The sequence below is a fragment of the Natrinema sp. CBA1119 genome (assembly GCF_002572525.1).
Classification (GTDB): Archaea; Halobacteriota; Halobacteria; order Halobacteriales; family Natrialbaceae; genus Natrinema.
Map to the genome: position 1 here is coordinate 3,466,148 of NZ_PDBS01000001.1, position 13,293 is coordinate 3,479,440.

At 59.7% G+C, this 13,293-nt stretch carries 9 protein-coding genes; 7 read left to right on the top strand and 2 right to left on the bottom strand.

Going from position 1 to position 13,293, the window contains the following annotated elements; all coding sequences use genetic code 11:
- Positions 1-23: 23 nt before the first annotated feature.
- Positions 24-818 carry an enoyl-CoA hydratase/isomerase family protein gene (locus tag CP556_RS17155; protein ID WP_098726716.1) on the bottom strand — a complete coding sequence of 265 codons (795 nt, stop codon included), beginning with the start codon at positions 816-818 and terminating at the stop codon, positions 24-26.
- Between the two features lie 143 nt (positions 819-961).
- Here CP556_RS17155 and CP556_RS17160 point away from each other — a divergent pair, with 143 nt between their 5' ends.
- From CP556_RS17160 to CP556_RS17170, 3 genes are all read left to right on the top strand, one after another.
- Positions 962-2,167, top strand: coding sequence for an acyl-CoA dehydrogenase family protein (locus CP556_RS17160; RefSeq protein ID WP_098726717.1), 1,206 nt, complete (start codon positions 962-964; stop codon positions 2,165-2,167).
- 2 nt (positions 2,168-2,169) lie between these two features.
- Positions 2,170-3,324, top strand: coding sequence for an acyl-CoA dehydrogenase family protein (locus CP556_RS17165; protein WP_098726718.1), 1,155 nt, complete (start codon positions 2,170-2,172; stop codon positions 3,322-3,324).
- A 367-nt stretch (positions 3,325-3,691) separates the two neighbouring features.
- Positions 3,692-4,894, top strand: a complete 1,203-nt coding sequence (locus tag CP556_RS17170; RefSeq protein WP_098726719.1) for an acyl-CoA dehydrogenase family protein — start codon at positions 3,692-3,694, stop codon at positions 4,892-4,894.
- Between the two features lie 375 nt (positions 4,895-5,269).
- On the opposite strand, the gene CP556_RS17175 is transcribed toward CP556_RS17170, so the two are convergent.
- Positions 5,270-6,847, bottom strand: coding sequence for a class I adenylate-forming enzyme family protein (locus CP556_RS17175; RefSeq protein ID WP_098726720.1), 1,578 nt, complete (start codon positions 6,845-6,847; stop codon positions 5,270-5,272).
- 159 nt (positions 6,848-7,006) lie between these two features.
- Between CP556_RS17175 and CP556_RS17180 the strand changes: the two genes are divergently transcribed.
- The 4 genes from CP556_RS17180 (at position 7,007) to CP556_RS17195 (ending at position 13,172) form a co-directional block, all read left to right on the top strand.
- Positions 7,007-8,173 carry an acyl-CoA dehydrogenase family protein gene (locus CP556_RS17180; RefSeq protein ID WP_098726721.1) on the top strand — a complete coding sequence of 389 codons (1,167 nt, stop codon included), beginning with the start codon at positions 7,007-7,009 and terminating at the stop codon, positions 8,171-8,173.
- A 98-nt stretch (positions 8,174-8,271) separates the two neighbouring features.
- Entirely contained in the window at positions 8,272-9,903 is a 1,632-nt protein-coding gene (locus CP556_RS17185; RefSeq protein WP_098726722.1) for an acetate--CoA ligase, read from the top strand.
- An 870-nt stretch (positions 9,904-10,773) separates the two neighbouring features.
- A complete protein-coding gene (locus tag CP556_RS17190) occupies positions 10,774-12,021 on the top strand; it encodes an acyl-CoA dehydrogenase family protein (RefSeq protein WP_098726723.1) in 1,248 nt (415 codons plus the stop codon).
- A 134-nt stretch (positions 12,022-12,155) separates the two neighbouring features.
- Entirely contained in the window at positions 12,156-13,172 is a 1,017-nt protein-coding gene (locus tag CP556_RS17195) for an alcohol dehydrogenase catalytic domain-containing protein (RefSeq protein WP_098726724.1), read from the top strand.
- The last annotated feature ends 121 nt before the right edge of the window (positions 13,173-13,293 follow it).

Sequence of the window (13,293 nt, forward strand, 5' to 3'; positions counted from 1 at the left end):
CGACGTTGACGAGGTTCCCGTCCTTACTGCCCTTCGAACTCGGGCGATCGATTGTTCAGGAACGCCTGTACGCCTTCCTCGTGATCGTCGGTTTCGAAGATAATCCCCTGGGCGACCGCCTCGTCGATCATCGCCTGGTCGAGCGACTTGTTGCTCCCCTCGTCGATGAGACGCTTTGCGTGCTTCAATGCGACCGTCGGGCCCGACGCGATCGAGTCGATGATTTCGTCGGCTTTCTCGTCGAACTCCGCCGCGGGAAACACGTGATTGAATAGACCGAGGTCTGCTGCTTCTTCTGCGCCGACTATCCGGCCGGTGAAGACGAGTTCCTTGGCGACGTTCTCGCCGACGAGTCGCGGTAAGCGATACGACGTTCCCGTATCGACCCCGAGGCCGACCTGGCGGAAGACGAAGCCGATCGCCGCACGGTCGCTCGCGATCTGTATGTCACACAGTATCGCCATGTTTCCGCCCGCTCCGACGGCTGGCCCGTCGACTTTCGCGATCGTCGGGAGCGAAAACTCGCCCAGTTGTCGCATCACGTCGTTTGTCGACTCCAGTAGTCCGTCGACGCGGTCGTCGATCGGGACGTCGTTCTCTATCGCTTCGACCATGCTACTGATGTCGCCGCCCGCGGAGAAGGCTTCGCCCGCTCCCTCGATGACGAGACACCGCGCATCGCTTCGTTCCACCTCCTCGAGGGCTCCTCGTAATCCGTTCGCGAGTTCTTCCGATAGTGCGTTTCTCCGGTCGGGATCGTTAAGCGTCGCAGTCGCGACGCCGTCTTCGATACGAAGCTTGACTATGTCCTCGCTCATCGCGGCTGCATGTTCCTCGTCAACAGTTGTAATAGTTTCTATGACGGAGGATGTGGGTATCAATATCACGTGTGTCCCTGGCATGGAATAATTTATATGATCCGACGCCTTCTACACGAGAAGGAGGTCAATCGACGGAAATCATGGACTTCAGTTACACTGACGCCCAGGAATCGTTCCGAGACGAACTACGGGTATGGTTAGAGGAGAATTTACCGGACGGATGGCTCGACGGCGAGCGTGAGCTCCCGTCGGACGACGACGAACGGCTTGCCTTCCTGAGAGACTGGCAACGGACGCTGGCGGACGGCGACTGGGCGGGCATTCACTGGCCCGAAGCGTACGGCGGTCGCGGGGCATCGCTAGTGGAGCAAACGATTTATCGGGAGGAAATGGCGCGTGTCAACGCACCGCCGCAAGTCAACGTTATCGGCATCAACCTCATCGGTCCGACGCTGATCGAAGCCGGAACGGAAGAACAGAAAAGCCGATTCGTGCCGAATATCCTCAGCGGTGAGGAGATCTGGTGTCAGGGGTACTCCGAGCCCGAAGCCGGCTCCGACGTGGCGAGCCTGACGACTCGTGCGGAACGGAACGGCGACGAATGGGTCATCAACGGCCAGAAAATCTGGACGAGTTATGCGCATAACGCCGACTGGTGTCTCCTGGTAACCCGAACCGACGCCTCGGGCGAAAAACACGAGGGGCTGACTGTCCTCCTCGTCGACATGGACCAGGAGGGGGTGGAAACCGACCCCATTCACCAGGCGAACGACGATCGAAGTTTCAACCAAGTGTATTTCAACGATGCAACCACCACCAGCGACTTGGTGCTCGGCGAGGTCGATGAGGGATGGGACATCGTCATGACGCTCTCGGCGTACGAACACGCCATGACTTCGATCTACACGATCGAACAGCGATACCTCGACCTGCTCGAGTATTGCAAAACCGAGACGCGCGGCGGGACGCCGTTGATCGAGAAACCGGAGATACGCCAACAGCTGGCCGACTTCGATGCGCGGATTCAGGCCGCGAAGGTGAGCCACTATCGTAACGTGAGCAAGCAGATCGAAACGGGTCGACCCGGCCCCGAAGGGTCGATGGACCTCGTCGTTAGCGACGAACTCAGAATCGATCTTCTGAACTTCGCCGTCGACGTGCAGGGGCCTGCCACCTCGTTGTGGGAGAACGGTGACGCCGCCTTCGACGAGACGACCGGCTACCTTCGTTCGTACGGGTCGTGGATTGCAGCCGGAACCGGCGACATCCAGCGAAACATCATCGGTGAGCGAGTGCTCGGGCTCCCGAAAGACAAAAAGAGCAAAACGAGCCACAGGAGTGAGTGACTATGGATGCGAGATTGACTGAGGAACACCAACGAGTACAGGAAACCGCACGCGATTTCATCGAATCGGAAGGCGGCATGGAACTCGCCAGGCGACAGCTGAACGGCGAGGATGTCGTCGACCGCCTGTGGGACGAACTCGCGGAACTCGATTACACTGCGATCACGGTCCCACTCGAGCACGGCGGGTTCGGAGAAGGTATGGTGTACCTTTCGGCGCTGCTCGAAGCCGCGGGGCGGTACGCGCTTCCCGGACCGCTTCCGGAGACGGCCGCGTTCGCGGTCCCGCTTATTTCCGATCTTGGGAACGAAGAACAGAAATCAGCCTATTTGCCCGCGATCGCCGACGGGAACTGCAAGGTAAGCGTCGCGGTCTACGACGACGAAACGGAATCGCTCCCCGAGAGCATCCAACTTCGCGCGGCCCCGGTTGAGACGAACGACGGAACCGGCTACCGACTCGACGGAACGAAAACGCTCGTTCCATACGGCGGCGACGCCGACACGGTAATCGTCGCGGCCAGAACCCGCGACAGCCGGGGATACGACGGAATTTCGTTGTTCCTCGTCGATACCGCCCACGACGCCGTTGACGCCAGGCAGTTAGACAGCCTCGACTGGGCACGGCCGATGTACGAGCTGACGTTCGATAACCTCACGGTCGGTCCCGATGCCCTACTCGGCCCGCTGCACGGCGGCGGCGGCCCCCTCGTCGACGCGGTCGATAGATACTCGGTCGCGGCGATAGCGATGCTCACGGGTGCCGCCGATCGCGCGGTCGAACTCTCTTCGGAATACGGGAACGAACGGGAACAGTACGGGCAACCGATCGGTATGTTCCAGGCCGTCAAGCATCGGGCGGCGGACATGTGGATCGACATGCAGAGCGCCCGATCGCTGGTCTACTACGCTTCGTGGGCCCTCGATACCGACGAACCCGATGCCGGCCGAGCCGTTGCGGCGACAAAATCGTACGCGGCCGACCGCCTCCACCGGGTGTTCGCCGACGATATGAAAAACCACGGCGGAATGGGCTTTACGTGGGATCACGATGCACACATTTACCTCAAACAGGCCAAGAGCTGGCGGAACTTCCTTGGCTCACCCGAGGCGTACCGCGATCGACTCATCGAGTCGCGACTTGCCGAGTCGGAGTAGACCGACTCCGAAGCGCAACCAGCGGACGGTATCCGTAATCAGTCCTTTTTGTTCGATCAGGTAGCCACCGTGTACAGCTGATCGCTATGATGTGTTTCGGAACGACCCCTGTGTGTTTCCCGCTTTTACGCCTGTGCTCGGCGTCCTGACTGGGCCGGATCTTGGAGTACTGTTTGTCGGTGGTACCGAGCCGTCTCAGGGAATCGGCCGATTTTATAGGTAGTGCGGGGGATACGAGGAAGCGTGACCCCAAGACAGTTGCCGTGTATGGATCCTACGATCGCCGGTGGCCAGTTAACGCGGCGGACGATCCGTTCGCCTCCAGTACCACTCATCTTTATGTGATTGTGTGGTGTCAACTCACAACATGGATTTCAGTGAACCCGAGGAAGCGACGCAACTCAAGGACGAACTCTCGACGTTCATCGAAGACGAAATCGAGCCGCTCGAGGAAGAGCACGCACGGTTTCTCGGTCCTGACGCGGAACGACATATCTTCGACGATTCGTTCGAGCAGGTTCCCGAGTATCTCGAGTTGAAGGAAACGATCCGGAAGCGGTCGGCCGAAGCCGGTTTCTGGGGAATGAACATGCCGGAGGAAGTCGGTGGACGGGGGATCGACACGCTTACCGACGCGATCATCGCCGAGTTTCTCGAGAACCGTCCCCCGGGTCTGCACACGTACGCCGTTCGGGGCGCCGGCGGCGGCCCGACGCCGATCCTGCTGGCCTGCGACGAACGACAGCGTGACCGGTATCTCGATCCCCTGATGGCCGGCGAGAAAACGACGTGTTTCGCGCTCACGGAGCCAAACCACGGAAGCGATCCGAACCTGCTCGAAACGACCGCGGAGACGGACGGTGACGAGTGGGTCATCAACGGACGGAAGTCGTGGATCAGCAACGGCCCGTACGCCGATTTCGCCATGGTCTTTGCACGGACGAGCGGTCAGCCCGGCCGGATCGACGGGATTTCGTGTTTCCTCGTCGACGCCGATACGCCGGGGTTCGAGGTTGGCGACATTCACCGACCGATGGGGCACGCATGGGTCGCTCCGTCGGAACTCGAGTTCGACGACTGCCGGGTCGGCGAGGATGCGCTCCTCGGTGAGGAGGGGAAGGGGTTCTACCAAGCGATGGACTGGATCGGTAACGCGCGGTTGGGCGTCGCCGCCGGGTGTGTCGGCTCGGCCCAATTCCTCATCGAGAAGGCCGTCGACTATGCCGAAGAGCGTGAGACGTTCGGCGAGCCCTTGATCGACCGGCAGGGGATTTCGTTTCCGCTAGCGGAGGTTGCGGCCGACATCGAGCGAACGCGGCAACTCTATCGCTATGCGGCGTGGAAGGGCGATACCGGCCGCGATGCACGCAAGGAGACCGCGATGGCGAAACTCTCGGCGGCGAACCTCGAGAACGACGCTGCAGACGTCTCGATGCAAGTCCATGGCGGGAAGGGCTATTCGCGGCGTGAGCCCATCGAGGAGCGATATCGGTCCTCTCGCGGGAAACGACTTACCGAAGGCACCGACGAAATGCAAAAGCGAACCATCGTCCGAGAGCTTCGGGACTAATCGCATTTCGTCCGTGTAACTGCCATGGACGGCCTATCGAAACCGGTCCGCGACGCGCGGTCATGGGGTGTACCTACTCAATCGAGCATCTGATGCAAACGAGCGAAACATCGTCCGTGATATCATCGGCCACCGCTTCACCGTGGCCGTCTCTATAGTAGCCACCGAAAGCCACGCCACGCCAGATCGCACGACTGCATTGCGATCAGTGTGTGAATCGTTTCAGTGGCTACTATCGCTATTCGTCGCGAGAACTGACGAAATTATGATCGAAACGATCGTAACGCGATACGGCGTCGGTACGTGTACAGCTGACCACGAGTGGCGGCCGTCTGTGAACCCGCTGTAACGAACGGCTCGGCGGTTCGGAGCGGACTACGATTCCCACCCAACCATGACACCGTCTTCGTCGGCCAGGGAACTTTTCAAGACTTTTCCAGTCGGGTTTCGCGGGAGCGATTTCAGGAAGATGAACTCTCTGGGCTTTTTGTAGTCAGCCAGGCGCTCACCGACGTAGTCCTGGAGTTCCTCCGCCGAGGGTTCCTCGTCATCGACGGGAACGACCGCAGCTTTGATTCGTTCGCCCCATTTCTCGTCCGGCGCGCCGATGATAGCGACCTCGTCGATGGCCGGATGTTCGTGCAGTACCTCCTCGATCTCGGCCGGGTAGACGTTTTCGCCCCCCGAAATGATCATATTGTCGGATCGCCCGACGAACTCGATGAACCCCTCTTCGTCTTGCCGGATCAGATCGCCGGAAATGAAGAAGCCATCGTCGTCGAACGCCTCTTCGGTTCGTTCGGGCATCTGGTAGTAACCCGAAAACATCGTGGGCCCTCTATAGCAGGCCTGGCCGATTTCGCCCGGTCCGACCTCCTCGTGAGTGTCCGGATCGATGATTTTAAACATGACGTTCATGACCGGCCGACCGACGCTGTCGGGATGATCGAGGGCCTGACTCGGCTGGAGCAGCGACACGACCGGTGACATCTCGGTCTGACCGAACGCCTCCTGTAACTCGGCATCGAACGCTTTCGAGATCGTCTGTTTGAGTTCCTTTCCGGACGGTGCAGCACCGATTCCGAACTCCTCGAACTCGGAGAGATCGTATTCCTCGAAGTCGTCGACGGCGAGCAGCGCACGGGCCATCATCGGCACGAAGAAGCCGTTCGTCACCGATTCGGACTCGAGGATCTCCATCACCCGGTCAGGATCGAACCCGTTCATGAGAACGGTCGTTGCTGAGGCGTAGTAGTTGTTGATGAACATGCCGAAGGCGGAGATGTGGAACAGCGGCGTCACGATGATTCCGCGGCCGTCGACACGGACATTTCGGCCTTCGAACGCCTTTTCCACGATCCCGTTGACGGTCATCTGGATGATGTTGTCGTGTGTGAGAATACAGCCCTTCGGCTTGCCGGTCGTCCCCGACGTGTACATGAGCATCGCCTGGTCTGTGCGCGACGAAACGATCTCGACGGACTCGTCTGATGCCCCGTCTCGGAACTCGCCGTAGTCGGCCGCGTATGTGGGCGTCGAGTCCCCCGAGAAAAGCATCTCGTCTGGCATTACCTGATCGTCGTGGATCTGATCAACGATTTCAGTCGCTTGGTCGTCGAAGAGGAGGAGTTCGGCCCCGGAGTCCTCGAGGACGTACTTGACCTCATCCGCCTTGAATCGGTGGTTGACCGGCACGGGGATCGCACCGATTCGCATTGCGCCCAGGAACATCTCGAGCATCGGAATCGAGTTCGCGGTGTAGACGGCCACTTTGTCGTGGCGTTCGATACCGCGCTCACTGAGCGCGTTCCCGACCCGATCGATTCGCTCGTTGAAAGTGGCGTTCGTAACCGCCGTCCGTCCACCCTCCACTGGCGTCATCACTATCGCTTCTTTTTCGGGGAATTTGTACGCGTTACGCTCTGCCAGCCAGCTAATGGTCATCCCATTCATACCACTCGTATTTATTCCAACCCATATAAATCATGTTGTTGTATTGTTGATTTGACTGTGAGACGGTCGACGGCGTTTGCTCGCGACGGTTCACCTCGGTCCCGGCAGGGACTGACTAAATACGAGGATATTTATATTGGTCCGAGAGAAAGGCGAAGTATGTCAAACACCAAAACGGAAGTACACGATTTGATCAGGGATTCCGTCCGTGACCTGGCCGCAAACTACGATGCGGACTACTGGCGCGAGCACATCGACGAGAAGCGGTTCCCGGAATCATACTGGCAGGACCTCGCGGACAACGGGTGGCTCGGTGTGGCCATCGACGAGGAATACGGCGGTGAAGGCATGGGAATGGAGGAGATGGCGATCGTCATCGAGGAACTGTCACGCGCCGGTGGCCAGGGCGGGATCATTTTCATTCTGACGCCCGTGTTCGGCGGGATCAGCATTCAACGCCACGGGACCCGAGAACAGAAACAGGAGTTCCTCCCGCGTATCGTCAACGGCGACCTTCGCTTCTGTATGGGCCTGACTGAACCCAACGCGGGGACAAACACGCTCGCCATCGATACGACCGCCCGGCGTGACGGCGACGAATTCGTGATCGACGGCGAGAAGACCTTTATCAGCAGCGTCGAGAACGCGGACAAGATGTTGCTCGTCGCCCGGACGTCGCCGTTCGACCCCGAGAACCCGTCGCACGGGGGGACACTCTTTCTCGTCTCCGACCCGTCGTCCCGCGATGGAATCACCCTCTCGAAACTCGATACGGCGGTCCCCTGGTTCGAACATCAGTACCAGGTCAACATCGACGGGTTACGCGTTCACGAGGACGACATTCTCGGCGCTGAGGACCAGGGGTTCAGGCTCATGTTCGACACGCTCAACACCGAACGAATCGCCGGTGCAGCCAGCGCGCTCGGCGATGGCCTCAGAGCAGTCGACCTCGCTGTCGACTACGCGAACGACCGCAACGTGTTCGGGGACCCGATCGGGTCACATCAGGCGATCCAGCACCCGCTGGCGGAGAGCTACGCGAAATTACTCGCTGCCCGCGAGATCACGTACAGTGCTGCATCCAAGTGGGATGACGGCCAGGACTGCAGTATGGAAACGAACGCGGCGAAACTCCTCACGAGCACGTTTAGCACCGAAGCAGCGTCGCGAGCGATCCAGACCCACGGCGGAAACGGGTTCACCGAGGAGTACGAGGTGTTCGAACTCTGGCAGAACGCGCGCGTAACCGAGACGGTTCCCGTTTCCAACGAAATGGCGAAGAACTACATCGCAGAACACCATCTCGGCCTCCCCCGTTCGTACTGACGGACCGCTCTCCGTCTCCCGGTTTGGCGAATCGGAGACGCCAGTTCGTTAACTACGACCCGAGGAATAATATAGCATAATCGTGTAAGAGTCAGTATATGACATACGAGAGTGTGTACGACGCGGTGTTCGACCAGTACGAGAAAGAACAGAGTTGGAACGACAATGCTCATGTCGGAGACAAGTCATCGCTCAATATCGCGGACGAGGCGCTGGGTCGTCACGCCGATTCGGACGAAACCGGGCTGCGAATTCGAGACTTCGACACCGGCGAGACCGAACGCTACACCTTCGCCGAACTTGATGCCGCTGCGAACCGAGTGAGCAACTACCTCGAGTCGCATACGGATCGCGGCGATCGGATCGGCGCGATGCTCCCGACGCTGTTCGAACTGTATGCTGTCGTCTTCGGGACGATCAAAGCCGGCCGGATTTACCTCCCGCTTGCGCCCATGTTCGGTCCGGATGCGCTCAACTACCGTCTCAAGGACTCCAGAGCTTCCGTCCTGTTTACGACGACGGACGGTTGCGAAGACCTCGACGGCACGATCTCGACACTCGAGCGAGTCGTCACTGTCGACGGCGGGGACGACGATGCCGTCGACGGCGAAACGACGGTGGACGGATACGATGCGGTCACCGACCACTCTGACGCGTTCGACAGCGTCGAGACCCACCCAAACGACCCGTACACGTTGACGTACACGTCCGGCACGACCGGTGCACCGAAAGGCGTGTTGAGTAGCCATCGAGGAGTGGTCGAACTCCACGCGTACGCGGAGTACGTGGCTGACGTTCGCCCCGATGACGTCTATCTGGTCGCCGCCTCTCCGTCCTGGTCGTATGGCCTCAATATGGGAACGGTCATGTCCGGGGTTCGCGGAACGGCGATCGGGTGCTATCGCGGGCAGTTCGATCCGCACACCTTCTTCGAGACGCTCGAGGAGTGGGACGTCGACAACGCGATGATTCCGCCGACGGCCCTTCGTCAGGCCCGTGCAGGCGGTATCGATCTCGAGTCGTACGACATCGATCTCCGCGTGTTGATCTCCGCGGGCGAGTCGCTCGACCAGGAGACGGTCGCCTGGTGTGAAAACGGACTCGGCGCACCGCCCCAAGACGCGTATGGCCTGACCGAAGGCGGGATGATCGTTTGCAATTACGCATTCGAGGACTGGGAGGTGAAGCCGGGGAGCATGGGGAAACCCCTCCCCGGAACGGAGGTTGCGCTGCTGGACGACGACGGCAACGAGGTCGACCAGGGCGAGGTCGGTGAGGTCGCGGTCAAACGCGACGAAAACGCCCAGGGGTCCTACTGGGGTCGACCCGAGGCGACGCTTGATACCTTCACCGGGCTGTGGCTTCGGACGGGCGATCTAGCCAGGGAGGACGAGGACGGCTACTACTGGTACGTTAGCCGAGCGGACAACGTCATCATCTCGGCCGGATACCGTATCGGTCCCGGCGAGGTCGAAGACACGTTGCTCAACCATCCCGCAGTCGAGGAGGCGGCCGTCGTTGGCGCGGATCACGACACCCGTGGCAACATCGTCAAAGCGTACGTGACGCTAGTCGACGAGTACAGCCCCGACGACGAACTCGGCGAGGAAATTCAGGAATTCGCTCGTTCCGAACTGTCGAAACACGAGTATCCCCGTGAAGTAGCGTTTCTCGAAGCGTTACCGAAGACGGCGAGTGGGAAAATAAAGCGGTCCGCTCTCGAAGACTGATGTCGTGGACACTCCGTCCTAGTGCCGGCACAGGGGCGACCCCGCTGACAGTAACGTGATTTGTGCAGTCGGTGACGGATGAATCGGGAACCTTCTACGACGCCGTGAGGGCCTCGCCGTCTCGCTAGTCTCCGTGGTCCCGCACCGCGGAAACCAGTACCCCCGCTGAGGCCTCGAGCTCGAGGAGTCGATTGCGTCCTTTGGGCGGTCGCGCTGTTCTCATTTCGGAAACCGATCGATGGAACGGGTATCAGACCCCTCTCACCTTCAGGAGTCGGATACATTCCTCGTACTCCAGCTCTGGGAGCAGGCGTGTCATATAGTAGCCACTGCAAGTCACTGCACACCTGATCGCACGACGGCTGTGCGATCAGTGTGTAAATCGTTGCAGTTGTTACTATAGGAGGATCGAACGCAATCGAGGGGGGCAACACATTTCATTCCGTCCGTGCCGGACCGGTGTTGTGCTACACGAATGCCATTGGTTGTCAATCTGTACCACTACCTGTTACCAGCGCCTATTATAACGAACTTAGTGTGTTATACAATACTCGGTATTCTCGTTCCCGTCCAGATCCGTTCACGTTACGGCTCCGACGATTACTGCCCACTGTAGTGACGGAAGTTCACGCGTGGGTTCCGTCCATCGATTCGAGAGCCACTGTAGTAGCCACTGAAGCGATTTCCACACTGATCACAATGCAGTCGTGCGATCAGGTGTGCAGTGACGTTCAGTAGCTACTATGACATACCCTCTTTCGGTTGCGATTCCGCTATCGTCGTGGTGCTATCCGACTGGTACCGTGTGTCAACAGTCAAACTGAATTCCTTCGGGGGAAGTTATTTGGGTTGGAACTGTGACTATCTACCATGGACACTCGTCCACCCGAAGAAGTAGCTGACTTGCTCGACGAACTCGATGAGTTTATCGAAACGAAAATCAAACCCCTCGAAGAAGAGCACATTCAGTATTTCGACAAGCGTCGGGAATACGCCCGGACGAACTGGGAGGAAGACGGCGTTCCGGAAGCGGAGTGGGAGGCGTTGCTCGAGGAAATGCGATCTCGAGCCGACGAGGCGGGATACTATCGCTACGCGCTTCCCGAACGGATGGGTGGAATGGACGGATCGAACCTCGGCATGGCGATTATTCGCGAACACCTCGCGCACAAGGGTCCGGGGCTCTACAACGTTCTTCAGACCGAAGCTTCCGTCGTCGGCAATCACCAGTTCCCGCAGATTCTCGATCGGTTCGGGACCGACGAACAGCAGGAGATGATCGAGGATGTGATTACTGGCGAAACGACGGTCGCGTTCGGTCTCACCGAACCCGACCACGGATCCGATGCGACCTGGATGGACACGACGGCCGAGAAAGACGGCGATGAGTGGGTGATCAACGGTACAAAACGCTGGAACAGCGGGATGCACACGGCGGATTACGATCTCGTATTCGCCCGGACCAGCGGTGAGGACGGCGATGGCGATGGCATTACGGCGTTTCTGACCCCGACGGACGCGGACGGGTTCGAGGTCGACTACTACTGGTGGACGTTCAACATGCCGACGGACCACGCGGAAGTGTCGATCGACGGCGTTCGCGTCCCGGATTCGGCTATCATCGGCGAGGAGGGAAAAGGCCTCCACGTGGCTCAGCGCTTCGTTCACGAGAGCCGTATCCGACAGGCGGCTGCCAGTCTCGGCGCGGCGCAGTTCTGTATCGACGAGGCAGTCGAGTACGCCAAAGAGCGGAAGACGTGGGGAGAACCCCTGGCGAACCGCCAGGCGATCCAGTTCCCGCTCGCCGAGTTGCATACCGAGGCGGAAATGTTGCGAAACACGGTTCGAAAAACGGCAGCCGCGCTCGACGAGGAAGGCGAGATGATTACCGAATCCGGCTCCTCGATCAGCCAGTTGGTCGCTATGTGTAACTACACGGCGAATAACCTCGTTTGCCGGGCAGCCGATCAGGCGATGCAAGTCCACGGCGGTGTCGGATACAGCCGACACAAACCGTTCGAACACATCTATCGCCACCACCGCCGGTACCGCATAACGGAAGGTGCCGAAGAGATCCAGAAGCGCCGGGTCGCCGGCCACCTCTTCGATATCATATAAATCGGTCGGCGCGTTCGACTCGCTGCTTTTCTCCGTCGTCGTTCGACACGTCTCGAGGGAACGCTGCGGCCAAAGCCAGTAGAGTCGTTCCGATGAACGGTAGATATATCCTCCCGGCGTTCAAGCAAACAGTCATGCGCACTGCAGCGATCACTGGATTCGGTGGTCCGGAACGCGTAACGATCGAGTCGGCACCCAAGCCGGAACCGGGCCCCGCAGAGGCCGTCATCGAGGTCAAGGCGTGTTCAATAAATCACCACGACCTATGGGTCCTTCAGGGAGACCACTGGGTCGGTGAGGATGACTTGCCGTACGTTGCGGGAATCGATGTCGCGGGCACCGTGTCTTCGGTCGGCAGTCAGGTCGAGGCCGTCGCGCCCGGGGACCGCGTTCTCCGCTGTCCCAACCAGACCTGTGGCTCCTGTCGGTACTGTCGTGACGGACCTGAAAGTTACTGCGAAGAGTTTAGTCTCTCTCATGGCGGTCTCGCGGAGTACGCTGCAGTGCAGGCCGATCGACTGATACCGCTGCCGGAGACGGTCGAGACGACGGCGGCCGCAGCGCTCCCCACCGCATACATGACGTCGTTCCGAATGCTCACGGAGGCAAACGTCGAGCCGGGTGAGACGGTCTTCGTCCCCGGATCGACCGGCGGTGTCGGCGTCGCATCGATCCAACTCGCGGACATACTGGGCGCTCGTACGATCGCGACGTCGACGTCGCGGGAGAAACTCGATCGGGTGGGCACACTTGGCGCCGACCGACTCATCGAGTCCGGTGATCCGGATGCGATTCGGGAAGCGGTGCTCGACACGGGCCGGGTCGACGTAACGGTCAATCATCTCGGTGGCCCGTATTCGGCGGTCGGTCTCAATGTCTTGTGCCGCGGCGGTCGAATGGCGATCTGCGGCCAAACGGCAGGTCCCACGTCGACGTTCGAGTTAGGGGATCTCTTTCTCAATCAGAAGCGGGTCATCGGGAGCACTATGGGAACCCAGACGGATCTCGAACGGCTCGTCACCCTCGTTGCCGACGGCCGACTCGAGCCGGAGATCTACCAGCGCTACCCGCTCGAGGACACTGATCAGGCGTTCGCCGACATGGTCGATCGGGATGCCGTCGGCAAACTCGTCGTCGATCCGTCCACGTGAGTGCCCTGTCTTGTTCCGTCCATCCTACATTTGTTCTGCCACGTCACCCGTAGGACGTCACTCATCGTAGCGAGGACCGATACGGTAGGTCGGGACGCCGTTTCGTGTTCGCTCGGCGGTC